The organism is Allobosea sp. BH3, assembly GCF_025499465.1.
In the GTDB taxonomy this organism is placed as follows: Bacteria; Pseudomonadota; Alphaproteobacteria; order Rhizobiales; family Beijerinckiaceae; genus Allobosea.
The window spans coordinates 193,334-217,182 of record NZ_JAIMCA010000007.1; the positions used below are offsets into that span (position 1 = coordinate 193,334).

At 65.5% G+C, this 23,849-nt stretch carries 22 protein-coding genes; 8 read left to right on the top strand and 14 right to left on the bottom strand.

Annotation, left to right across the window (positions count from 1 at the left end; genetic code table 11):
- Positions 1 to 74 precede the first annotated feature (74 nt).
- The gene (locus BoBH3_RS23315; RefSeq protein ID WP_262333247.1) at positions 75 to 263 is read right to left on the bottom strand and encodes a hypothetical protein; all 189 of its coding nucleotides are present in this window, start codon (positions 261 to 263) and stop codon (positions 75 to 77) included.
- Between the two features lie 242 nt (positions 264 to 505).
- Between BoBH3_RS23315 and BoBH3_RS23320 the strand changes: the two genes are divergently transcribed.
- Both BoBH3_RS23320 and BoBH3_RS23325 read left to right on the top strand, forming a co-directional pair.
- On the top strand, positions 506 to 1,375 hold the full coding sequence (locus BoBH3_RS23320) for a hypothetical protein (protein WP_262333248.1): 870 nt from the start codon (positions 506 to 508) through the stop codon (positions 1,373 to 1,375).
- Between the two features lie 372 nt (positions 1,376 to 1,747).
- Positions 1,748 to 4,114 (top strand): PAS domain-containing protein, encoded by a 2,367-nt coding sequence (locus tag BoBH3_RS23325; protein ID WP_262333249.1) that lies wholly within the window; start codon positions 1,748 to 1,750, stop codon positions 4,112 to 4,114.
- Positions 4,115 to 4,199: 85 nt separating this feature from the next.
- On the opposite strand, the gene BoBH3_RS23330 is transcribed toward BoBH3_RS23325, so the two are convergent.
- The 7 genes from BoBH3_RS23330 to BoBH3_RS23360 form a co-directional block, all read right to left on the bottom strand.
- A complete protein-coding gene (locus BoBH3_RS23330) occupies positions 4,200 to 6,734 on the bottom strand; it encodes an HWE histidine kinase domain-containing protein (RefSeq protein WP_262333250.1) in 2,535 nt (844 codons plus the stop codon).
- Positions 6,731 to 7,276: a biliverdin-producing heme oxygenase gene (locus tag BoBH3_RS23335; protein WP_262333251.1), complete on the bottom strand. Its 546-nt coding sequence runs from the start codon at positions 7,274 to 7,276 to the stop codon at positions 6,731 to 6,733. The genes BoBH3_RS23330 and BoBH3_RS23335 overlap by 4 nt, the downstream gene beginning before the upstream one ends.
- A gap of 183 nt (positions 7,277 to 7,459) precedes the next feature.
- A complete protein-coding gene (locus BoBH3_RS23340; RefSeq protein WP_262333252.1) occupies positions 7,460 to 8,428 on the bottom strand; it encodes an MBL fold metallo-hydrolase in 969 nt (322 codons plus the stop codon).
- Positions 8,429 to 8,441: 13 nt separating this feature from the next.
- A complete protein-coding gene (locus BoBH3_RS23345; RefSeq protein ID WP_262333253.1) occupies positions 8,442 to 9,122 on the bottom strand; it encodes an aspartate/glutamate racemase family protein in 681 nt (226 codons plus the stop codon).
- Positions 9,123 to 9,134: 12 nt separating this feature from the next.
- Positions 9,135 to 10,052 (bottom strand): 3-hydroxyacyl-CoA dehydrogenase NAD-binding domain-containing protein, encoded by a 918-nt coding sequence (locus BoBH3_RS23350; protein ID WP_262333254.1) that lies wholly within the window; start codon positions 10,050 to 10,052, stop codon positions 9,135 to 9,137.
- A 19-nt stretch (positions 10,053 to 10,071) separates the two neighbouring features.
- Positions 10,072 to 11,046 carry a Bug family tripartite tricarboxylate transporter substrate binding protein gene (locus BoBH3_RS23355; protein WP_262333255.1) on the bottom strand — a complete coding sequence of 325 codons (975 nt, stop codon included), beginning with the start codon at positions 11,044 to 11,046 and terminating at the stop codon, positions 10,072 to 10,074.
- A 75-nt stretch (positions 11,047 to 11,121) separates the two neighbouring features.
- Positions 11,122 to 12,795, bottom strand: coding sequence for an IlvD/Edd family dehydratase (locus BoBH3_RS23360; protein WP_410050646.1), 1,674 nt, complete (start codon positions 12,793 to 12,795; stop codon positions 11,122 to 11,124).
- A gap of 116 nt (positions 12,796 to 12,911) precedes the next feature.
- Between BoBH3_RS23360 and BoBH3_RS23365 the strand changes: the two genes are divergently transcribed.
- Entirely contained in the window at positions 12,912 to 13,604 is a 693-nt protein-coding gene (locus BoBH3_RS23365; protein ID WP_262333257.1) for a GntR family transcriptional regulator, read from the top strand.
- 20 nt (positions 13,605 to 13,624) lie between these two features.
- On the opposite strand, the gene BoBH3_RS23370 is transcribed toward BoBH3_RS23365, so the two are convergent.
- Complete coding sequence (locus tag BoBH3_RS23370; RefSeq protein WP_262333258.1) at positions 13,625 to 14,530, bottom strand: LysR family transcriptional regulator; 906 nt, start codon at positions 14,528 to 14,530, stop codon at positions 13,625 to 13,627.
- Between the two features lie 106 nt (positions 14,531 to 14,636).
- Between BoBH3_RS23370 and BoBH3_RS23375 the strand changes: the two genes are divergently transcribed.
- The 4 genes from BoBH3_RS23375 to BoBH3_RS23390 all read left to right on the top strand — a co-directional run bounded on the left by BoBH3_RS23375 (position 14,637) and on the right by BoBH3_RS23390 (position 18,551).
- The gene (locus tag BoBH3_RS23375; protein WP_262333259.1) at positions 14,637 to 15,623 is read left to right on the top strand and encodes an MBL fold metallo-hydrolase; all 987 of its coding nucleotides are present in this window, start codon (positions 14,637 to 14,639) and stop codon (positions 15,621 to 15,623) included.
- 213 nt (positions 15,624 to 15,836) lie between these two features.
- Positions 15,837 to 16,577 carry a metallophosphoesterase family protein gene (locus BoBH3_RS23380; RefSeq protein WP_262333260.1) on the top strand — a complete coding sequence of 247 codons (741 nt, stop codon included), beginning with the start codon at positions 15,837 to 15,839 and terminating at the stop codon, positions 16,575 to 16,577.
- Positions 16,578 to 16,581: 4 nt separating this feature from the next.
- Entirely contained in the window at positions 16,582 to 17,979 is a 1,398-nt protein-coding gene (locus BoBH3_RS23385) for a bifunctional serine/threonine-protein kinase/universal stress protein (RefSeq protein WP_262333261.1), read from the top strand.
- A gap of 137 nt (positions 17,980 to 18,116) precedes the next feature.
- The gene (locus BoBH3_RS23390; RefSeq protein ID WP_410050643.1) at positions 18,117 to 18,551 is read left to right on the top strand and encodes a Ros/MucR family transcriptional regulator; all 435 of its coding nucleotides are present in this window, start codon (positions 18,117 to 18,119) and stop codon (positions 18,549 to 18,551) included.
- Between the two features lie 157 nt (positions 18,552 to 18,708).
- Here the strand turns inward: BoBH3_RS23390 and BoBH3_RS23395 are convergent, their stop codons facing one another.
- The 5 genes from BoBH3_RS23395 to BoBH3_RS23415 are packed head-to-tail and all read right to left on the bottom strand — an operon-like array spanning position 18,709 to position 22,427.
- Positions 18,709 to 19,770 carry an ABC transporter substrate-binding protein gene (locus BoBH3_RS23395; RefSeq protein WP_262333262.1) on the bottom strand — a complete coding sequence of 354 codons (1,062 nt, stop codon included), beginning with the start codon at positions 19,768 to 19,770 and terminating at the stop codon, positions 18,709 to 18,711.
- A gap of 2 nt (positions 19,771 to 19,772) precedes the next feature.
- A complete protein-coding gene (locus tag BoBH3_RS23400) occupies positions 19,773 to 20,102 on the bottom strand; it encodes a hypothetical protein (RefSeq protein ID WP_262333263.1) in 330 nt (109 codons plus the stop codon).
- Positions 20,099 to 20,857, bottom strand: coding sequence for an ABC transporter ATP-binding protein (locus BoBH3_RS23405; RefSeq protein WP_262333264.1), 759 nt, complete (start codon positions 20,855 to 20,857; stop codon positions 20,099 to 20,101). The genes BoBH3_RS23400 and BoBH3_RS23405 overlap by 4 nt, the downstream gene beginning before the upstream one ends.
- Positions 20,854 to 21,657 (bottom strand): ABC transporter permease, encoded by an 804-nt coding sequence (locus tag BoBH3_RS23410; protein WP_262333265.1) that lies wholly within the window; start codon positions 21,655 to 21,657, stop codon positions 20,854 to 20,856. Before BoBH3_RS23410 ends, BoBH3_RS23405 begins: the two co-directional genes overlap by 4 nt.
- Positions 21,657 to 22,427 (bottom strand): ABC transporter permease, encoded by a 771-nt coding sequence (locus tag BoBH3_RS23415; protein WP_262333266.1) that lies wholly within the window; start codon positions 22,425 to 22,427, stop codon positions 21,657 to 21,659. The genes BoBH3_RS23410 and BoBH3_RS23415 overlap by 1 nt, the downstream gene beginning before the upstream one ends.
- 444 nt (positions 22,428 to 22,871) lie before the next feature.
- On the opposite strand from BoBH3_RS23415, the gene BoBH3_RS23420 reads away from it, so the two are divergent.
- A partial coding sequence (locus BoBH3_RS23420; RefSeq protein WP_262333267.1) for a HAMP domain-containing protein occupies positions 22,872 to 23,849 on the top strand: 978 nt, incomplete at its 3' end.

The window sequence follows — 23,849 nt, forward strand, 5'->3', positions numbered from 1 at the left end:
GCGGGCCTGCCGATTCAGCACAACGCTGGTAGAGGGGGCTGATAGCCCTCTCGCTGCTTCGGAAGCCGCCGGGACTATTCGCCGACGCCCGCCGCAGGTTTCTCGTCCGGCTTCACGCTCGGCTTGTCGGCGTCGCCGGTGTCTCTCTCAGGCTCGGGATTGATCGATACCGACGTGGTCGACTGTTCTCCTGGATCGCCCTGAATGGACTTCACGCGCTGCTGCTCTTCGGGGCTGAGCTTGTTGCCCTGGCCGTCCCGCATGGGTGCCTCCTGCCTGGTTGCCCCCTGGGGTGAACGGCCGCGTTTCACAGCGGTTCCCGGACGGCGATCACGGCTGAAGTCCGCCTGACGGCACTCAGGAACCAATCTGGGCCGATAAAGGTTTGCCTCTCGATCTTTGCTCGCTGCAGGAGAGGCCCATGGACAGCATCATTTATCTCGTCGGTCTCGTGGTGGTCATCATGGCCATTCTGTCGTTTCTCGGTCTTCGATAGGAATTCGCCATGTCCATGTCTGGAACCGACGTCGTCGTCGCCCCCGTGACCATCAACAAGGACAGTCGCTCCTATGTGCAATGGGGGCCGATCATCGGCGGTGCAGTGATCGCCACCGCCATCTCGACCATCATGACCGTTTTCGGCTCGGCGATCGGCCTGTCGATGGTCTCTGCCGATTTAGCGAAGAGCTCGAGCCCCACGGCCCTGGCCGTAGCTGGGGCGCTCTGGGCGCTCTGGGTGATGGCTTCGGCCACGCTGGCTGGAGGTTACCTTGCCGGTCGCATGCGCCAGCCGACCTTCGACGCCAATGAGGAGGAACGCGGGGTTCGCGATGCGACGCACGGGCTGCTCGTCTGGGCGACCGGAGCGCTGCTGATTACGTTCGTGGCGACGTCCTCGCTCTTTGGAGCGGCGAAGACGGCGGCCAGCGGCGTCGCCAACGCCACCTCGGGCATGGCATCTCTGGTTTCCCAGAATGTCGACCCGCTGGCGATGGCGCTCGATCATGTCATGCGCGCGAACGGCCAGCAGCCGCCGACCGCCCAGGAGCGCGACGAAGCCTCGCGGATCCTCGTCAATGCGCTCGCCAACGGCAATATCGACCAGGGCGATCGGGACTATCTCGCTTCGCGGCTGGCCGCACGGTCCGGCATCAGCGACGAGGATGCGCGCAAGCGCATCGACGACGCCTTTGCGCGGCTCTCTCAGGCCAAGGAGACCGCCAAGCAGGCGGCGGAGCGTGCCCGCAAAATCGCGGTGCTGACAGCCTTCCTGACGGCTGCTGCGCTGCTGGTCGGAGCGGCAGCCGCCTCTTGGGCGGCAAGCCTCGGCGGCAAGCACCGGGATGAAAACCTGCGGGCCGAACCGGCCCTCTGATCCTGGCGAAACGATATTGCCCGGTCTCGCTGCGCGAGACCGGGCGCATTTCTTCGATCTTCACTCGGAATCGCCGCACACTCTGCTCCCTATGCAAAATTACGGGCAAGCGGCCTTGGCGAATTCGAAGGTCAGGAATCGCTGCACAAGAGCAGCGCCTTCGCAAAAAAGGAAGGTAAGGAAGGCTTCAGCCGATGAGCTGAGTTGACCAAACCGAGCACTTGGGGCTCCGGGGCGAACCAAAAGCCCTGAGCCTCGTTTCGATTGCGGTTGCTCGGGCGGCAGCCGAGCAGTGAGGGGGAACGACCGTTGAGGGACACCGAACCGGATACGGCCAGCATTTTTCCAGGCTCGAGCGAAATGAGCCGGCTGATGCGGCAGTATGATTGGTCGTCTCACCCTTTCGGCGCGCCGGAGAACTGGCCGGAGGGCCTCAAGATCCCGTTGCGCATGCTGTTGACCTCGCGCTTCGAGATGTGGCTCGGCTGGGGCGACGAACTCAACTTCTTCTACAACGATGCCTACATCCCGACCCTCGGCATCAAACACCCCTCCATGCTCGGCAGGCCGTTTCGCGAGGTCTGGTCCGAAGTCTATGACGACGTTGCCGATCAGGTCGCACGGGTCAGGGGAGGGGAATCGACCTGGAACGACGCGCTTCTGCTGCTGCTCGAGCGACATGGCTACCCTGAGGAGACCTATCACAGCTTCTCCTACAGCCCGCTATACGGGCCAAGCGGGAGCGTTGACGGCATGCTCTGCATCGTCAGCGAGGTCACCGAGAGGGTCATCACCGAACGCCGGCTGAACACGCTGCGGACGCTCGGCATGGAACTCGTCGGAACGTCGACGAGAGACGAGGTCTGCCAGGCGGTTTCCCAGGTTCTCGGCGTCAACCGTCGTGATTTTCCGTTCTCGCTTCTCTTCATGGGGGAGGGCGACGAGCAGGCCGCCATCGCCTGCACCCAGGATGCCGCGGATCTCCTCCACCAGAGTTGGCCCCTGGGTGCGGCTGGCAGTGGCCCCGCGATGATCGCCTTGCCTGCTAGGGCGGCTTATCCTGTCGGTGCCTGGGCGATCGCGTCGCGCGATGCGCTGGTCGTCGCCATACCGGGTGCGGATGGAGAGACGCCGGTCGGGCATCTGGTGCTCGGCCTCAACCCCTACCGACGCCGCGACGAAGACGTCGCCGATCTGGCGCGGATGCTTGTCGGGCAAATCAGCGGCGCGCTCGCCAACGTCACGGCGCTCGTCTCCGAGAGGCAGAGGGCGGATCGGGTCTGGACCCATTCGCGCGACCTGCTGTGCGCGGTGGGCGCGGATGGCATCTATCGCTCGGTCAGCCCGGCCTGGACGCGCATTCTCGGGCACGCCACGGACCAGGTCGTCGGCCACCACATCGACGAGTTTCTCTGGCCGGACGACAGGCAGGAAACCGCGGAAGCCCTGAGCCTGGCTGCCTCCGGAACCGACCTGACATCCTTCGAGAACCGCTATCGCACCGTGGACGGCGAGCTGCGCTGGATTTCCTGGCATACGGCGAGGGAGGGCGACCTCGTCTATGGCTATGGCCGCGACGTCACGGAGGAAAAGCTCAATGCCGAGGCGCTCGCCTCCGCCGAGAACGCCTTGCGGCAGTCGCAGAAAATGGAGGTGATCGGCCAGCTCACCGGCGGTGTCGCGCATGATTTCAACAATCTGCTGATGGCGATCACTGCAAATCTCGACCTGCTGAAGCGCCATATGCCCGACGATCCGAAGGCAACGCGGCTGATCGACGGCGCGATTCAGGGCGCCAGCCGCGGTGCCTCGCTGACGCAGAGGCTGCTCGCGTTCGCGCGGCGACAGGATCTCGAGTTGGTGGCCGTGAGCGTCACGGAGCTGGTTCGAGGCGTCGGCGATCTCATCATGAAGTCGGCCGGCCCGGGTGTCGAGCTTCGCTACCAGCTGGACGAGGAGCTTCCGCTCGCAATGGTCGACGCGAACCAGGTCGAGCTCGCCCTGCTCAACCTTGTCGTCAACGCCCGCGACGCCCTTCGAGATGGCGGTTGCGTCACGATCGCGACAGAGCGGGTTGTGCTCGCGAGTGAACAACATCTGCCTTCAGGTCCCTATGTCCGGCTGGCCGTCTCGGACGATGGGGTGGGCATGGATGAAGAAACGCTCGCCAGAGCGACTGAGCCGTTCTTCTCGACAAAGGAAATCGGCAAGGGCACCGGCCTCGGCCTCTCGATGATCCATGGGCTGGCGATCCAGCTGAACGGGGCGCTGCGCATCAGCAGCACGCCCGGCGAAGGCACCTGCGCGGAACTGCTGCTGCCTGTGACGGAAGAGCGGCCGGCGGCACCCGCACCGGTTGCCGAACCAAGCGTTACCCCGGCTGCGGCCACGCGAACGATCCTCGTCGTCGATGACGATCCGCTCGTTGCTATGAGCACGGTGGATCTGCTCGAAAACCTCGGCCATTCCGTCCGGGAGGCGAATTCCGGGGCAGAGGCGCTCGAGATCGTCCGCAGTGGCGAACATTTCGACCTCGTCGTCACAGACTATTCGATGCCGAGAATGAACGGAGGGCAGCTCGCCATAGCGCTACGGGAGATCCGGCCTGACCTGCCGATCCTCCTCGCGACCGGCTATGCCGATCTGCCTCCGGGCGCCGGGATCGATTTGCCGAGGCTGGCGAAGCCCTACGATCAAAGCCAGCTGCAGCGGGAGATCGCGAAGTTTTTCGGTAGCTGAGCCAAGCCGGAAGATTGTGGCGCGCTCGCTCTTCGACTGCGAGGACCGAGCGACGACACAACCGCGAGCTACGTGCCAAATGACTTTAGCCGATGCCCAGGAGCTTGCGCAGCGCAACGTCGAGCGAGGTCAGGTTGTAGGGCTTGCGCAGCGTGCCCGCCTCCGCGACGCCCGGTATCGCCGCATCGTCATAGCCTGTCGCGAAAATGAAAGGTACGCCGCGTTCGCGTAGGCGATTGCTGATCGATTCCGAGGTTTCACCGCCTAGATTGACGTCGAGGATGGCGAGATCGGGGAGGGCCTGGCTCAGGAGCGACAAGGCTTCCGATACGTTCGCGCAGACCTCGACCTGCCTCGCTCCCAGTGTCGTCAGCATGTCCTCGCAATCCAAGGCGATGACGAACTGGTCCTCGACCAGCAGCACGCGCTTGCCTTCGATCGGCCGGCCCGGCTTGCCATCTTGAGTCGTGGAGGCTTGGACCGGCGCGCTCGCGGCCTCTGTCCAGCGAATAAATCTCGCTGGGATGCAGAATGTCCCTGCCACCCCCTCGGGCCTGAAGGAGAGTTCGCTTCGGCCACCGAGGTCGAACGGGATGCTGCGATCGATCAGGATGCTGCCAAAGCCCTGATGCATCGGCGGCGAGGCCGGAGGGCCTCCCTGCTCGACCCAGGCGATCTCGCAATCGCCCGCAGCATTGGCGTGCCACTCGATCGTCAGTTGGCCAGACTTGACGGACAGCGCTCCATATTTCGCGGCATTGGTGATCATCTCATGGATCACGAGGGCGACGACCGCGAAGGCGCGGGCGTCGAGCGAGACGGCCGGGCCTCGAATCGTGATCGCGCTGCCGCTCGTCCGATAGGGCATTGCCTCCGCCGCGATCAGGTCGAGCAGCAGGCCGCCGCCGCTTGCCCGCATCGCCTGATCATGGGCAATGGCAAGGGCCTCGATGCGCCCCTTCAGCGACGTGACATAAGCCTCGATCGTCGCTCCTTCGGCGAGGGGGTGGGCGACGATCGCCTTGATCAGGGCGAGGATGTTCTTGACCCGGTGATTGAGCTCCTGGTTGAGCATCTTCTGGCGGATTTCCGCCTTGTTCCGCTCGTCAGCCAGCAATTCGCTCTGTCGCAGAACGACCTCGATCAGCGTTCGGCGGGCGGACTCGGCCAATTCGCGCTCGACCGGCGTCCATGTCTTCGAATGGCCGGCGACCGTTTCCTTCCAGACAGCGAAGCTCTGGCGCGGCGTGAGACGGTCGCCATGCGGTCCGGTCGTGTAGGTCTTGTTGGGATCGCCGCCCCACTCGATCGTATGGACCAGCTCCTTGCGGAAGAAGAAGATATAGTCACGCGGGATCTGGGACAGCGGGATGGCGAGCAGCCCGGCGAAGCGGTCGACATGAGCGCGCGCCGCCGGCAGCGCGTCGGCCAGAGATGTCGTAGCCCAGATTCGCCCGTCGCAGACCTCGCCGGCGAAGGCTGCAAGCTCCTGCGCAAACTCGGCTGGCGGCGCGCTGCCTTCAGCCTGCCATTCGCCCTGAACCCAAACTCCGACGCCATCACTCTCCACGAGGTTGCGGAATTCGACGAGGTGCTGGCCGAGAAAGCTGGAGGCATCCGTCACATGTGCTGCGGAGGCGAGCAGGTCATTGAGGAAGTCGCGGGCCTTCTCGGCTGCCAGCAGCATCTGTTTCTGTGTCAGCGCGCCAAGCTGGAGAGCGAAGAACTCGCCGAAGATCTCGGCCGCGATCCGGCGATTCATCGAGAGCGAGCGCGGGCTGTAATGGTGGCAGGCGATCAGCCCCCAAAGCTCTCCGTCGACGATAATCGAGACCGACATCGAGGCGGAGACGCCCATGTTGCGCAAGTATTCACAGTGGATAGGCGAGACGCTGCGCAGATGCGCGTAGGACAGGTCAAGTGGCTCGCCGGCAGCATCGAGCACGGGGGTGATCGGGAAACGCTCCCCGCTTGCGTCGGAGACGACGCGGATCGGATTGAGGAGATAGAGTTGTCGTGCCTGCTGCGGGATGTCGCTGGCCGGAAAATGCTGGCCGATGAAGCTCTCCAGGTCGGGCCGTTTGGCCTCGCTGACGACCTTGCCCGAGCCGTCGGAAGAGAACTGGTAGATCATCACCCGGTCATACTGGAGCACAGCCCGGAGCAGGCGCGCCGCGTTCTTGATCAACTGCGCCGGTGTTTTGACGTCCGAAAGCCGGCCGACCAGGGTTCTTGCGAATTCGAGCGGCGAGCTCGGCCCGGCCGGAACGCTCTTCTCGAACTCGATGATGGCGTTGCCCTTGAAGCCATGGATCGAAATGTCGATCTCGCGATCCAGGGAGGCGAAGTGGTAGCGCGGCATCAGCCCGGGTCGCGATGGCGCGCCGGACCGGGCGAGCGCGTTGCGCATCTCGTGCACCACGGGCCCGCCGAGGACTTCCTCGAGCCTGCGGCCGACGAGTTCGAACTCCTTCAGACCCAGGAAGGCACTGGCGTTGGCGGAGTGGCGCCTGATCGTCACCACCTCGGCATCGCAAACGATCAGGCACCCATGGGGCTGGACGCTGCCGGGGATATGGATCGGTTCGCGATCGCAGTTCGTCAGGTCAACAGTCGTCATGCAGTAGCGAATTCTTTCGAGGTGAAGGCCTGGATAGCGTGGGTGAATACGGCTCTGGCCGAGCGCGCCGCCGCTTCCCATTCCTGACGATCGAGCCTGTCCAGCTCGACCAGGAGCGCACGCCAGCTATCGAGGGAGCTCGCCTGCGCCGACAGGTAGCGCGCTCCGAATTCGGGTCCGAATCCGAGAGCATCCAACCCCTTCACGAGCACGCGGGCGCCCAAGGCCGATCCCTCCAGAACATAGGCAGCGCCCAGGACCGAAGCCATGTCATTTGACAGGTGGAAAGGCGTAGCCGCTGGAACCGGGAGCGCCAGATCCGCCAGATCCTTCTTGAGATCCGGTATGAGGTTGCGGCTCAGGGATAAGCCCAGCGTTGCAGGGACAGCCAGCAGCTCGCTCTCGACGGGAGCGCGGTGCCGGAACGTGCCTTGCAGGAAGCGCGCATAGCTATCGCGGCTCGAAAACACTCCCACGATAGCGTCCAGTTCTCGGTGAAGTGCGCTGGTTTCTTCACGCAGAAAACCCCTGATTTCAATCATTCCGATGGCATCCAAAATGGGGCTGTATCGATATCGCTATAACCAGTACCGGCAGAATTCGGCGCAGTTTTGATTGTCGAATTGTCAGAAACGCCACGCCACGCTGTCGGGTTGCGAGCGACTTTAGAACCTTGAGGAGAGCGGGCTGTTCCACGCCGCAGCCGTGCAGGCCGCGAGCGTGCGTCAGCCAGGTCCGGCAGCGGCCAGATCCAGCTCCGTCAGCGTCTTCATATCGTCGCCAAACCAGGCCCGTATCGACGCCTTGCGTTTTCCCAGATAGTGCGGCTTCCCGTCGACGAGGATCATGGGCAGATCATGTCCCGGGACCACGACAGTGCCTGGCCGGGCGCGCCAGCGCTCCCAAATCATCTCGATCGACTGACGGCTGACGGCCGCGTCGTAGGTCATGTCGGTGTCGCCGGAGACAAGTTCTGCCCGGTTCTTCGCGGCATCGCCGGTAAAGATGATGTCACGCGTCGGTGCGCGCCAATGGAAGATGAGGCAGCCGGGGGTATGCCCGGGAGCCAGATGCGCGGTCATCCCCGGAAAAACCTCCGAGCCATCGGTGACCTTTTCGCAGGTAGGCCAGTCGGATAGCGCACGCACGTAGAGTTCCGGAACGGGTGTCTCGCCCCAGGGTTCTTCAAGCGCCCAGCTCAGCTCGTCTGCCCCGACGACGATCCTGGCGTCGCGAAACAGCGTCCAGTTGACCGAGTGGTCGTAATGGGAATGCGTCAGCAGCAAATCCGTGACCTGCGCGGGCTTCAGGCCGCGCTGCGCCAGCTGCTCGATGATCAGCGTGCGCATGCCGAAATTGCCGGCGTCGACAAGGGCGATGCGTTCACCGGAGCGCAGCAGCGCCACCGTGCTCCAGCCTAGCCCGCCATGGCAGGCGGATTTGCCGGGGAAGCCGCAGATAACGAGGTCGATGTCGGAACCTGCGAGTTCCTGCGGCGTGTCGAATGGCCTGGTCATGCTACAAATCCATAGAGCTTCGATGGATTGTCGACGAGGATTCGCGTGAGCGTAAGTCCCATTGCCGAGCGCTCGCCACAATGCCGCCAGTGACGCCGAGTCGTCGACTGCGGCGAAGCGATCGATCTCCTCGACCGGCCGGCCGCCGCGACCACGGTCGGCGTCGGGCCTGTGCAAGCTCCAGCTGGCGCTATGAGCCCACGGCCCTTTGAAGACCGCGTATGGCAGCCTCCGGCGTCGTCACGACGGGCAGGCCGGTGGCCTGCTGGACAGCCTGGCGGGAGCGCGCAAGCGAGAACTGGCCGAGCACGATGACGTCGACCTGCTTCAACTGGGCCGCAGCCTCGGCCGCGAGGCGATCATGGCTGGCGGCGTCTCCCCGCTTGAGGGCTGCAAGTGCCCCCTCGGCAAGCATTCCCTTTACGGTGACGGGCCTTCCGGCCATCTCTTCGAGCTCGCGCGTAAGCGATGGCAGCGACGGCCCGAAGGTCACGAGCAGGCCAATGCGGCCGCCCGTCGCCAGTGCCTCGGCGAAGGCGGATTCGTTGGGTCGCAGCACCGGGATCGGCAGCGCGCGTTTGACCGCATCGATGGCAGGGCCGAAAGCCGAGCAGGTGAACAAGATCGCCTTGGCCGGCCCGTCCGTGCCCTCGGTCGCCGCCGCATAGCGCCCGAGCGTCAGGAAACGCTCGGTCATTGCCTCATCGAGGCTGCCGCGCGCCGCGAGATCGGTGGCAAGCGAGGTGTCGAGAAGGTCGAAGGGCTGCGCCTCCGGCCAGTCCGCGGCGAAGGCGGCCCGCGCCGGCAGCACGGATTCCTCCAGCGCGTGGATCAGCGCGATCCGGGGCGAGGCTTCGATCGTGTCGGTCATGATACGTGCCCGTTACTCGCTGACCAGCCGGCGTGCCTTCAGCACGGCCAGCAATCCTTCGTCGCGGCGCGCTTCCAGCTCGGCGATCGAGAGGCCGCCCGCTTCCTCGGCGACACCCGCGACTATCTTCGCCTGAACATCGGCGTCGAGCGACGGGCTGCCCAGCGACTGCCAGCGCCGCACCTGGCTCGGACCGAGATGGGCGAGGTAGCCCGCGATGCCGCCTTCGCCTCCGCCGAGGTGATAGGTCATGTGCGGCCCCATCAGGGCCCAGCGCAGGCCCGGACCATTGCAGAGCGCGGCGTCGATATCGGCGACGCTGGCGACGCCCTGCTCGACGAGATGCACGGCCTCCCGATAGAGCGCCGAGGCCAGCCGGTTGGCGATATGGCCGGGCATCTCGCGGTTGAGCACGACCGGGCGCCGGCCGAGTGCGCGGTAGAAGGCCGCCGCGCGCCCGGTCACATCCGGATCGGCCCCGACGATCTCGACCAGCGGCACGAGATGCGGCGGGTTGAACGGATGTGCCACCACGATCCGCTCCGGCCGGGCGCAATCGGCGACGATGGCGCTGCGGACCAGCGCCGAGGTTGAACTGGCGATGATCGCTTCCGTCGGCAGCAGGGAATCGATCTCGGCGAGAAGCTTGCGCTTCACCGCCTCGTTCTCCGGTCCGTTCTCCTGGACGAAGCCGGCGCCTTTCAGCGCCGTCGCGAGGTCGGTCGAGAAACGGACAGCGCCGGCTCCGGCCACGCCGAGTTCGACGAGCTGCGCGCGCGCCCGCTCGACATGGGACAGGAAGCGGGCCTCGGCCTCCGGGTTTGGGTCGTAGGCGGAGACGGCCATTCCATGGGCGCTGGCGAGGGCTGCCCAGCTGGCGCCGATCATGCCGGCGCCAACGATGGCGAGGTTCGTGACGGAATCGCTCATGAGCTGCGGCCCGCGTCCGTTATTCGGGCTTGATGCCGCTCGCCTTGATCAGGTCGCCCCATTTTGTGATCTCGCTGTCGATCAGCTTCGTCGCTTCGGCCGGGGTGCTCGGCTTGGGGTCGACACCCTGGAGCGCGAGCGCGTCCTTCAGCTTCTGGCTCTTCAGCGCCTTATTGAGCTCGGTGTTGAGCTTGTCCAGCACGGGTTGCGGCGTGCCGGCAGGCGCGAGCAGCCCGAACCACGAGGACACCTCGAAGCCGTCGAGCCCCTGCGAGATCGCGGTCGGCGCCTCGGGCATGAAGGGCGAGGCCTCGCGGCCCGTGGTGGCAATGGCCTTCAACGAGCCGGCCTTCACATGCTGGAGGACCGCGGGAATGGTGTCGAACATGATCTTGACCTGTCCCGCGACCATATCGGTCATCGCGGGGCCAGAGCCGCGATAGGGCACGACCGGCATCTTCGTGCCGGCCTTCAGGTTGAATAGTTCGCCCGAGAGGTGCTGCGGCGAGCCCTGGCCCGAGGAGGCATAGGAATAGTCGGCGGGGCTGGCCTTGATCAGCGCGATCAGCTCTGGGACCGTCTTCGCCGGCACAGACGGATGAACGACGAGGGCCAGGCCCACATTGCCGGCCAGGCCCACCGGCACGAAGTCCTTCTTCAGGTCGAAGCCGGGCTTCGCAACGAAGCTCATATTGATGGAGTGGCTGGTCAGCGCGCCGAGCATCAGCGTGTAGCCGTCCGGAGCCGCTCGCGCCACGGCCTGGGCGCCGACATTGCCGCCGGCCCCGGCACGGTTCTCGATGACCATGCGCTGGCCCAGCCCGTTCGACATTTCCTCGGCGACCACGCGGCCGATGATATCGGTGGCGCCGCCGGGCGCATAAGGCACGACCAGCGTGATCGGCTTCTGCGGATAGGGCTGTGCGAAAGCCGTGGCAGGAATGGCCAGCGAAAGGCCGGCGAGCGCGCCGAGCAGGTGGCGACGAGCGAACATGGAATATCCTCCGAAAGTGGTCGAGCGGACCGGTTGGCTCCGGTCTCCTGGAAAGGTTTGGGCCGGCGTGGCCGATCAGCAGAAGTCGAAGTCGCAGCCCTCGTCGGCCTGCAGGACGGTCGTGAGATAGAGGTGGCGATAGCCGCGCGTGTCCTCGGTGAGGTGCGCGGGCGGTTGCCATTGCGCCTTGCGCCGCTCCAGCTCGGCATCCTCGACGAGCAGCGCGATCTCGCGGGCCTCGACATCGAGCCTGATCATGTCGCCGTCGCGGACGAGCCCGAGCGGGCCGCCTATGGCGGATTCCGGCGTGATGTGCAGGACGATGGTCCCGAATGCGGTGCCGCTCATGCGGGCATCAGAGATGCGGACCATGTCCTTGACGCCGGCCTGGGCGAGCTTCTTCGGGATCGGGATATAGCCCGCCTCCGGCATGCCGGGCGCGCCCTTGGGCCCGGCGTTGGTCAGCACCAGAACGTCGTCCGCTTTCACGTCGAGAGCGGGATCGTCCATGCGGCGGACCATGTCCTCGACCGAGGCGAAGACGACCGCGCGGCCGGTATGCTTAAGCAGGGCGGGCGAGGCGGCCGAGTGCTTGATGATCGCGCCGCCGGGCGCGAGGTTGCCGCGCAGCACGGCCATGCCGCCGGTCGGCTTCACGGGGCTCGCAGCGGTGCGGATGATCGTCTGGTTGGGCACATCCTCGGCGGCATCGGCGACCTCTCCGATGGTGCGGCCATCGATCGTGGGCGCCGAGCGGTCGAGATGGTCGCCTAGCTCCTTCATCAGCTTGGGCACGCCGCCGGCCCAATGGAAATGCTCCATGTAATGGTCGCCGGATGGCTTGAGGTCGATCAGCACAGGCACCTTGCGGCCGATGGCGTCGAACTCTTCGAGGTTGATCGAGAGCCCGGCGCGCCGCGCGATCGCCGCCAGATGTACGAGGCCGTTGGTCGAGCCGCCGATCGCCTGCAATACGGTGAGCGCATTGCGGAAGGCCGTTTCGGTCAGGATCTCGCTCGGTTTCGGCCCGCCCTGGGCAAGGCGCACGGCCTCGCGCCCGCTCGCTTCGGCGGCGCGAATGCGGTCGGCATGGGTTGCGGGGATCGTGCCGGAGCCGGGCAGGGCGATGCCGAGCGCCTCGACGAGGCAGCCCATCGTGCTGGCGGTGCCCATGACCATGCAGGTGCCTTGCGTCGGCGCGAGCCGCCCGCTGAGCACCTCGATCTCCTCTTCGTCGATCTGGCCGGCGCGGTGCTGGCCCCAGAGGCGGCGGCAATCGGTGCAGGCGCCGAGCACCTCGCCCTTGTGATGGCCCACGAGCATCGGCCCGGTGATGAGCTGGATCGCCGGGACATCGGCGCTGACGGCGCCCATGAGCTGGGCCGGCACCGTCTTGTCGCAGCCGCCGATCAGCACCACGGAATCGCAGGGCTGGGCCCGGATCATCTCCTCGGTGTCGATGGCCATGAGATTGCGCAGGAACATCGAGGTCGGGTTGGCGAAGGATTCATGGATGGAGATCGTCGGGAACTCCATCGGCAGTCCGCCGGCCAGCATCACGCCGCGCTTCACCGCCTCGATCAGCCGCGGCACGTTGCCATGGCAGGGGTTGAAGTCGCTGAAGGTGTTGGTGATGCCGATGATCGGCCGGTCGAGCGCATCGTCCGAGAAGCCGGCCGCCTTGATGAAGGCCTTGCGCAGGAACAGCGAAAAGCCGGGATCGCCATAGGTCGCGAGGTTGCGGCGCATGCCGCGTGCAGCCGGGCCGGGGGATGAGGTATCATCGTCGCGCTTGGTCATGGCGCTAGGGAAATCAGATCGTCGCCATGATTGTCAACAATTCTGTTGAAGGGTTATAATCTGGCATGCCGACGACTGCGCTGAAGCTCCAGACGACCGACCGGGTCCGCGGCATCGCCGCTGCCTTGGAAGAGGAGATCGTGCTGGGCTGGCTGATGCCCCGCGAACGGCTCGTCGAGGAGGATCTGGCCGAGCGGCTCGAGGTGAAGCGCCATGTGGTCCGCGAGGCTTTGGCCGAGCTCGAGCGGGTCGGCCTGATCGAGCGCGTGCCCAACCGTGGCGCCTTCGTGAAGCTGCTCGACCCCACCGAGGTCCGGCAGATCTACTCGGTGCGAGAGGCGCTGGAGACGCTCGCCGCCGAACAGATTCCCATGCCGGCTCCCGCTCGCCTGCTGTCACAACTGGAGGAGATCCAGGGCGCTCACAGCGCGGCCGTCGCTTCCGGCGACGCTCGCGCTGCATTCCGCGCCAACATGTCCTTCCACGAGGCGTTGTTCGCCGCCTGCGGCAACCCCCACCTTGTCGAGCTGATCCAGGCCATGGCGCAGAAGGTTCATGGCGCGCGTTCGATCACCGCCGCAAGCGCGGAGCATCTGGCGCTGGCGCGCGATGAGCACCTTGGAATGATCGAAGCGATCAGGGCCGGAGACCGGCCTCGCCTCGTGGCGCTCTGTCGCCAGCATCTCGGGCCGTCGCGGGATGCCTATATCGCAGCGGTCGAGCCCCGCTTCGCGCGCTCAAAGAGCGTCGGCGGATAGCTGCGGTGCCATGAAGGCGATCACGGCTCGGCACGCCAATCGAACTCACGGATATGTTGCAGCAACGCTGACATCGCGGCGCTCTGGTGGCGCCGGTTGGGATAATAGAGAAACCAGCTTGGCAGGTCGGGGGACCAGTCGGGCAGCAGTTCGATAAGGCTGCCCTCGTCGAGATGCGGCCTGGCATAGTCCTCGAAGACGTGCGCGATGCCTTGCCCAGCCTGCGCCGCTTGCAGTTCCTGATGCGCGGAGCTCAGCGTGAGGCGGCCTTCCGGCGTGATCTCCATGCGCTCGCCGCCCTTTTCGAACTGCCAGCTGACGACGGTTCCACCCGGAAAACGACGGCGGATGCAGTCGAGACCCATCAGATCGGACGGTGTCGACGGAGCGGCGCGATCCCGCAGATAGTGCGGTGACGCCACGATCGCATAGCGCAGGGCAGGGCCCAGCGGCACTGCGATCATGTCCTGTTCCAGCTGCCTGCCGAAGCGCACCCCGGCATCGAAGCCCCCTTGGACGATGTCGATGATGGCCGCGTCGCTGATCAGCTCGACCTTCACCTCGGGAAAGCTCCGCATGAAGTCGAAGACCAGCGGGCACAGCACGTGATCGACCGCCGGGCCGGGCGCATTGATCCGCAGCGTGCCCGTCGGCGTCTCGCGCAGCCGGTTGAGATCGTCGAGCGCCTGCCTGATGTCGAGCAAGGCCGGAACGAGCCGTTCGTACAGCCGCGCCCCAGCCTCGGTCGGCGCAACGCTGCGGGTCGTCCGGTTCAACAGGCGCAGCCCAAGTGCCTGTTCGAGCCCGCCGATGGTCTGGCTCAGCGCGGCCGACGAAACCCTCCGCTCGATCGCCGCCGCCCGAAAACCACCGCAACTGACGATGGAGGCGAAGGCATCGAGGCTATCGAGGCGCAAGGGCTTCATTGCAAAGCTTTGCTTATCAGGTTGATCGTCAGGACTCGTCTTATCCGATCAATTGTGCGGCGTCATCTTGAGGGCCAACCCGAGTCAATCCGACCACGAGGCAGCCATGACCACCATCACCATGAATCGCCGCAAGATCGTCCTTTCCGCCGTGGGCGCAACGGGCCTGGTTCTCGGAAGCGGCCGGGCCGGGGACGTCCAGGCCCAGGCGCCGCGGACGCCGGAGAGCAATCTCGGCCACTATCGTTTCCGCGTCGGCGAGATCGGCGCGACCGTGCTGAGCGACGGGATTATCGGTGGCCCGCCGCGCGTCTATGCGAGCGATGCGCCCGAACAGGAACTACAGGAGGTGCTGAAGCGCGCCTTCCTGCCTGCCGACCACATGACGTTGAATCTCAATACGCTGCTGATCGAGACGGGAGGCCGGCGCATCCTGCTGGAGGCCGGTGCCGGGCAGACGATGGGCCCGAATGGCGGCAGGATCTTCGCCCGTCTGGCCGAGATCGGCCTGAGCGCAGGCGATATCGATGTCGTCGTCGTCTCGCATACCCACCCTGACCATGTCGGCAATCTCAGAACGGCGGATGGAGGGCCGGCTTTCCCGCGCGCTACGGTGTTCGCTCCGAAGGCTGATTGGGACTTCTTCGTCCTCGGGGAGCCCGACCTGTCCTACATGCCGGTCCCGGAGGAGTTCCGCCGGCGCTTCGGCGCGGCGATCAAGCGCAGCGTCGAGCCCGTCGCCAAGGGCGTCGAACTCTACGAGGCGGGGGCCGAGATCGTCCCGGGTCTGACGACCATCGCCGCATCCGGGCACACCCCCGGCATGGTCTCTTTCCTCGTTCATTCCCGGGGCGACCAGCTGCTGCTGACGGCCGATCTCGCCTACCATCCCGTCGTGAACATCGACCAGCCGTGGCGCCCCGGCCCGGACCGCGACAAGGATGCTGCCCTGAGCGCACGCCGGCGGATATTCGACCGGGCGGCGGCCGAACGGATCCCGGTCCTCGGCTTCCACTATCCGTTCCCGGGTCTCGGCCACCTGCTGCGCACGGACACCGGTTACGCCTGGGTGCCCGCGGGCTGGCAGTTCTGAAAAGGGAGGCGACATCGCGATGGCCACGGCGATCGATCCCGGCCGCTGCAGCTTTCCAGGCGCCGCCGGCGGCGGACCGCCGCAGGCCTGCCCTCATGGTTGCAGCGTTGGCCGGACGGCGCCAAAATTGCCTGACGCAACGCCCTTGGATCATCGCTCTTGCGCTACGCCCTCCGCATGTTCCTCGACCGACGACCGACCTGAGCGCCGCAGATGCGCATCGCCGTGCTCGCCGACATCCATGCCAACCGCGAGGCGTTCGACGCGGTGCGAGAGGCTGTCGCCGCTGAGGCGCCGGACAAGATCGTCATCGCCGGAGACATCGTCGGATACGGGGCCGATCCGACCTATGCCGTCGAGATCGCTGCGGACTACGCCGCCCGCGGCGCCCATGTCGTCCTCGGCAATCACGACCAGGCCGCGGTGGAAGAGCGACGCGGGATGACCGAGAATGCCCGCGCTGCGATCCTCTGGACACGCGAACAGCTTTCGCAGGAGCATCGTGCGTTTCTCGCCGGGCTGCCTATGACGATCACGGATCAGGATCGCCTCTACGTTCATGCAAGTGCCGACGAGCCCGGCCGCTGGCGTTATGTCCACGATGCGCAGGCGGCGGCTCCGTCCTTCGAGGCCACTCCGGCACAGTTGATCATCTGCGGCCATACCCACATCCCGGCGGTCTTCTACTCGCGCCCCGGCCGTCCGCCCGTGGCGTTCCGGCCGCTGGACAACCAGCCAGCGCCGCTGATGACAACGCGCCGCCATCTCGTGGTCGTGGGCTCCGTCGGCCAGCCGCGCGACGGCAACCCGGCAGCCTGCTTTGCCCTCGTCGATCTCCGGGAACGCAGCGTCACCATGCACCGCGTGCCCTATGACGCCGAGACGGCGGCCCGCAAGGTGTTGTCGGCCGGACTGCCGCCGTCTCTCGCGGCCCGCCTCGTTGCCGGACGGTGAAGGGATGCATTTTCGTCAAGGGCAGGTGATCGACGGCTTCACGCTGGAAGAGCAGATGCCCTCGGGCGGCATGGCTTCGCTCTGGCGGGCGCGTCACCCGGATCTCGATGTCACGGCCGTGCTCAAGATCCCGTTTCTCGATCCCGGTCAGGATGTCTCGGTCGTGATCGGTTACGAGGTCGAGGAACTGGTCCTGAAGCGCCTCTCGGGCCCGCATGTCCCGCGCTATATCCGCTCCGGCGACCTCGCCGAGACGCCCTATATCGCGATGGAATTCGTCGAGGGCGAGAGCCTTGCGAAGCTGGCCCGTAATGCCCCCCTGTCGCCTGATGAGGTCGCACTCATCGGCGCCAAGGTGGCCGTTGCGCTGGCCAGCCTTCATGCGCAGGAGGTCGCGCATCTCGACCTGAAGCCGGAGAATGTGATCCTTGCCGAGCGCGGCGCGGTCCTGCTCGACTTCGGCCTTTCCCGCCATGCAGGCTTGCCGGACCTGCTGGGCGAGGAGAGCCGTGTCCCGATGGGCTCCGCCGCCTATATTGCGCCCGAGCAGGTGCTCGGTGACCGCTCCGACCCGGCCAGCGACATCTTTGCCCTCGGGGGCATCCTCTATTTGCTTGCCACCGGCGAACTGCCCTTCGATTTCCCCTCGACGACGGCCGGCATGAAGCGGCGGCTTTACCATGCGCCGAAGCCGCCCTCCGCCATCAACCCGAAGGTGCCTGCCTGGCTCGAGACGATCATCCGGAAATGCCTCGAGGTCGATCGTGGCCGGCGCTACGCCGACGCCGCACGCGTCGCCTTCGACCTGCGCCATCCGGACCAGGTGGTCATCACCAAGCCGCAACCGCGGCGCTCAAGTTGGGACCGCATCGTCTCCGCCTTCCAAAAGCGCGATGACCGCCAGCTGACGGGCGCCCCAACGTCCCGGCGGCGCGAGGCCGGCCCGGCGCTCATCCTCGCTGCGGTCGACCTCGCCGGCGGCACCGACCCGCTTGCCCAGGCCGTGCGAGCCGAGACCGCGCGGCTCGTGGCCGCTCGACCCGATTCCCGCCTCGCCTGCCTGACCGTCCTGAAGACCGAGCTCATCGGCGAGGACTCCAGGGCGGACGATGCCGGGCGCTCCGCCTACATCAGGCGGCTTGTGATGCTGAAGGATTGGGCGCACCCGCTCGGTCTACCGGAGGAACGGGTCAGCTATCACGTGGTTGAGGCGGTCAGCGCGGCCGACGCGATCATCCGCTATGCCGAGCACAACCAAATCGGCCATATCGTCATCGGTGCGCGAGGCGCTTCCGCCGTGAGGCGCCATCTAGGCAGCGTTTCCTCGAAGGTCGTCGCCCAGGCCGGCTGTTCGGTCACGGTGGTGCGTCTTGCGATGCTCGAGGAAGCGGTAGAACCTTAGAATCGATCAAAACAACAGCGGGTCGCGGTGACAGCAGAGCCGACCCTTCCCTGCGATCGCCATCGAAAAAGCTTGATCTATTGATTGCATTCACTAATGCGGTTGAGCGCAGATTCTTGAATAGTAGGGGAATAAAATTGTCCGATTCTAACGACGTGATTGTTGATCTTGTTGCAGGGATCGTTTCGGCTTTCGTGGCTCACAACAGTGTGCCGACCTCCGAATTGCCGGCCCTGATCGCGAGCACTCACGCGGCGCTTGTCGGTCTCGGCAAGGAGCAGGCACCTGTCGTCGAGGAAAAGCTCGTTCCCGCGGTCGCGATCAAGAAGTCGATCACGCCTGATCATCTGATTTGCCTGGAAGATGGCAAGAAGTTCAAATCGCTGAAGCGCCATCTGCGCTCGGCCTACGACCTGTCGCCCGATCAGTACCGAGCCAAGTGGGGCCTGCCGTCCGACTATCCGATGGTCGCTCCGGCCTATGCCGAAGCGCGCTCGAACCTGGCGAAGAAGATGGGCCTGGGCAATCAGCGGCGGAAGACCGCGCCGGCGCGCGCGCGGACGAAGGCCTGAGCTTCGTCTGAACGATAGGGCGGGCGACAACAAAAGTCCGCCTCTTCGCCGGCAGCCTTACGCCCTTCCGGAGTGTCTGGGCCAGAGCCCGGCCTGATATCGACGAGCAAACGGCGGCCGGTAGCGGCCGCCGTCATGGTTTCTGTGTGTGAGCTGCTCAGGGCTTGAAGACGAAGCCCGGCCCGATCGCGACATCGGCCGGGATCGGCGGCAGGTCGCTGAACAGCCCCGGATTATCCGCCATCACCTTGACGATGTGCTTCGGCTCGAAGTGCTTGTTGACGTCGAAGGTGTCCTTGATGAAGCCGAGCCGGTGCAGCCGCTCCTGCGCGGACCAGAGCGCCCGGAAGTTGTTGGCTGAGAGACGGCGGTCCGCCTGCTGGATGTTAAATTCCATCGAGGCCTCGGCGACATCCTGCTTCAGGCCCGGGATCCAGCGAGTCGCCACCTGCGCGGCTCGCTTCGGCTCCTTGCGCATCCACTGGTCGCCCTCGGAGAGCGCGGCGAGGAACTTCTCGATGGTAGCGCCATTGGCCGTCACCCAGGGGCGCAGGCCGACATTATAGCCGATATAGGAGATGACGCCGCCACCGCGGATGATCTCGACGGCGCCAGGAACGTCTTTCAGCGCGACGACCGGCCAGGGGTCCCAGCCGACGAAGGCGTCGATGCCCTTGGCCAGCAGCGCCACCGTCATGTCCGGCGGCGGCGTGTTGACGAGCGTGACGTCGGCAGGCGTCAGCCCGCCCTTCTCGATCAGGGCGAGGATGTAGAGATGGTTGATCGTGCCGAAAGAGGCGGCGATCTTCTTGCCCTTCAGGCTCGCGAGATCGCCCTTGGCGATGCCGGAATCCGCCCGAGCGATCAGCGCCATGGTGGCGTCCGAGCCGCGCGTCGTGGGGTTGCCCGAATAGTTGCCGAGCGCGACGAGGTCCATGCCGCGCAGCACGGCGCCGATCATCGGTACGCCGACCTGGACGATATTGCTCTCGCCCGCCTGCAGGGCGTTCAACGCATCGACGCCGGTGGCATAGGGCCGGGCGATGTCGACATCGAGACCCCATTTCTCGAAGAAGCCGCGCTCCAGCGCGATCGGTAGGCCGATCTGGTCAATACCGGTGACCATGCCGGCCTTGAGCTTCACCAGAGTCTGCGCCCGCGCGATGTTCGGCGCGGCGAGCGCTGCGCCCGCGGCCAGGATTGTCCTGCGTGTGATCATTTTTATCCTCCCTGTTGCAAAGGCTCGACCCGCTTGACCCAGTAGTAGCGGGCGATTGCGGTGAGCTCGTTCTTGTCGACGTTGCGCAATTCGACTGTGTTGCCATCCGTGCCCGAGACGCGGCCATAGCGCTGGAACATCAGCACGTGGAAGCGCTCGGGCTCGAAGGGCAGGGTGACCAGAGCATTGACGCGCTGCCGGTCCGGAAAGCCCGCCGCGATCTTCGACGGCGCGACGATGAAGAGCCAGGCTTGCCAGGAGGCCCAGCCGGCGAGGCAGACGAGCAGAATCAGCCCCCGCCGATTGCCGAGGGCGGAGCGCAGCGCGCTCATGCCGACCTCACCAGCGCGAGGACCTTGTTCGACAGTTCCTTGAATGCGTCGTCCTCGACCAGCTTGTCCCAGGATCGCGGGCGCTCGATCGGCACCGGCACATCGGCCAGCACATGGCCCTTCGAAAGCACGACGACGCGGTTCGCCAGGAAGACCGCCTCGGACACATCGTGGGTGATGAAGAGCACGGTCGGCCGCCGCTCCTCCCAGATCCGGCTGAGCTCGTCCTGCAGGGTCATGCGCGTCTGCGCGTCGACGCTGGCAAAGGGCTCGTCCATCAGCAGGACGTCGGGCTTGTTGGCGAGCGCACGCACGACGCCGACGCGCTGCTGCATGCCGCCCGAAAGCTCGTTCGGGTAGCGATCGGCAGCGTGCGACAAGCCCGCCATGGAGAGATATTCGCGGGCGATCTCGTCGCGCTCGGCCTTCGGCACGCCCCGCATCTTCGGGCCGAAGCCGACATTGTCGAGCACCGTCTTCCAGGGAAAGAGCGCGAAGGACTGGAAGACGACACCGCGGTCCGGCCCAGGCCCCTTGACCGGCTGGCCGCCGACCAGGATCTCGCCGCCCGAATGCGGGATGAAGCCGGCGACCATGTTCAGGATCGTGGACTTGCCGCAGCCGGAGGGGCCGACCACCGAGACGAATTCGCCCGCGGGGATGTCAAGCGAGATGTCGTGCAGCGCCGTGTGGTGGCTGCCCTCGTACAGGTCGTAATAGGTCTTGGAGAGGTTTTTCAGGCCGAGACTTTTCACTGTGTCAGTCCCCAGCGCCGGCCGGTCGCGCGCTCGATCGGCGCGAGCACCCAGGCGTCTACGATGTACCAGAGGATGCCGAGCAGGATCATGCCCAGCACGATTTCGGTGACGGAACCGGCCCGGCGCGCATCGAACATCATGAAGCCGATGCCGCTGGTGCCGACGATCATCTCGGCGGCGATCAGGGCCCGCCAGCCATAGCCGAGGCCGTTGCGCAGGCCGGTGACGATGTTGGGCAGTGCGCCGGGTATCACAACCTCGGTCAGGATGCGCCATGGCGGCGCGCCCAGGCTCTGTGCGGCGCGGTGAAGCTCGATCTTGATCGAGCGCACGCCGAGCACGGTGTTGAAGATGACCGGGAAGATCACCGTGTACACGATGACGAAGGCCATCGTCGTCAGGCCGAAGCCGAACCAGATGATCAGGATCGGCAGCCAGGCGATGTCGCCGATCGCCTGGAAGAACAGGACGACCGGCCAGAGCGCGGTATAGGCTCGCCGGCTGAGGCCGATGAGCAGGCCGAGCGGGATGCCGAGCGCCATCCCCACCGCCGCCCCGGCCGCCAGCCGCGCCACGCTGTCGCCGAGATATTCGGGCAGGATGCCTTTGTACATCAGGCTGCCGAAACTGCGGACGACATCCATCGGCGCGGGGAAGAAGGCCGGCGGAAACGGCCCCCAAGTGGCCACAGCCTGCCAGAGGAGCACGACCGGGATGAAGGGTGCGAGCGTCTGCAGCACCGGCCATTGCTGGGAGGTCCGGACCCAGAAGGACCAGAGCGGGAGCAGGGCGTTCATCACCGCACCAGCCCCCAGCGCTCGATGGTCGCGCGCTCGAAGGGCGCGAGCACCAGGCGGTCGATCAGCAGCCAGAGCACGCCGATCACGATCATGCCGAAGACGATGACCTCGGTCTGGTAGAAGTCGCGGGCGACGAAGAGCATGTAGCCGAGGCCGACATTGGTCGCGATCATCTCGGCGGCGATCAGCCCGCGCCAGGCGAAGCCAAGGCCGGTGCGGATGCCTGTCGCGATGTTGGGCAGAGCGCCCGGCAGCAGCACCTCGGTGAAGAGCGCCCAGCGCCCGGCGCCGAGCGAGGCCGCCGCATTGCGCAGCGACATCGGGATGGTCGAGACGCCGAGCAGCGTGTTGTAGACGACGATGAAGAAGACGCCGTTGAAGATGACGAAGACGATGGCGCCGAAGCCGTAGCCGAACCAGAGCGTCGCGATCGGGATCCAGGCGATGCCGGCCAGCACCGAGAAGAAGCGCAGGAGCGGCGTCAGGAAATCCGAAACGCCCCTGCTGATGCCCATGAGGATGCCGAGCGGCACGGCGACGAGGACGGCGAGCACGGTGCCGAGGATGACGCGGCCCATGCTCGCGCCGACATGCATGAACAGGGTGCCGTCGAGAATGCTGTTGACCCCGGCCTGAACGACCGCGGGGACACCCGGGAAGATCTGCGGGTTGACCTGGAAGACTGGAACGACGATCGCCCAGACGACGACAAGAAAAGCCAGTGGAGCGATGAACACCATCGCGTCCAGAATACGTCTGGTAGCCATCGAACCTCCCCAAACGCCGTGAAGGATTCGGCCGATGATATCGGTCGCTTCCCCAAATGCGTCTCTTGAGAGATCGGCCCGGTCGAGCGGGCCAGTGGACGTCACGGCAGGGCGACTATAGCCAGAAAACCGCTGCGGGAAAGAAGTCACGGCGCATGATCGAATAGCGCCGCGCGCCGGGGGCGGATGCCAGAAACGGCCCGACACGGCAGATTATATTGACCGCAGTCATTTGAAGACGAGTGCCAGCTTTTGTGATGCTCCGAGGATAACAGCCGATGATAAATCCCGCTAAACGGCAAAAAATCCTTTGGGTTCCGCAAGGCACGGCATCGGAAGACCGTTTAATCGATGTGCTAAACTTTTAAGCGTTTTTTATCATTGATGCCCAAAGCTCAAACTTAGAACGGCTCCAATGTCGGGAGCCGCCCTGGGGCGTCATTCATGAAATCCATCCGCCTGAAAATACTCGCCATGCTGGCCATCGTCGCCGGCGGCGCCATCCTGACCGCGATCATCAGTTTCTACGGGCTGCAGAAGGCGGACGATCTGAACACGCGCTCCCAATTGCAGGGCAACGTCGCTTTGGTCACCCAGCAGATCAATGGTCTGGTGACCGCGGTGGTTATGGAATCGCGCGGCGTCTACATGGCGAAGACGCCTCAGGAACAGCAAACCTACGCCAAGGGCATCGAGGATCGCTTTTCGCCCCTGCGGAAATTCACCGCGGAACTGCAGAGGATCGCACCGGAGGAAGAACGCGCGTCGGTTGGACAGATCGCGAAAGCGGTCGAGGAGTTCATCGCGTTCCGGGCGGAAACGGCCCGTCTCGGCCGCGACGTTTCGCCGGCTGCGGCAAACGAGCAGGGCAATACCGAAGCCAATCGCGCAAACCGCAAGGCATTGAACGACCTGCTCATCGGCTTCAGTCAGCGGATCGAGAAGGCCAGCATCACGGTTGGGGACGAGGCGACCGCCTTCACCCGACAGATCCAGTGGCTGATGCCGCTGGTGCTGCTGACGACGCTGCTGGCTTCAGTCGGCGTTGCGCTCGTCTTCGCGCAGCGCTCGATCACCCGCCCGATCCTCGACCTCAGCCATGTCATGGAGAAACTGACCAAGGGCGACACTGCCGTCGAGGTTCCCCATGCCAAGCGCGGCGACGAAATCGGCGCGATGGCCCGCTCGGTCGCGGTGCTGCGCTCGGCGATCGAGCAGGTCGCCGAATTGCAGGAACAGGAGCGCGCAGCGGCAGCCACCCGTCTCGCCCGTGCCCAGTCGATCGAGGCGGTGGTCTCCGATGTCGGCGAGGTGGTCGCTGCGGCTGCGGCCGGCGATTTCTCGGCCCGGCTCGAGATCAAGGATGCCGACGAGCAGATGCAGCGCCTCGTCGCCGGTATCAACGAGATCAACGCGGTGGTG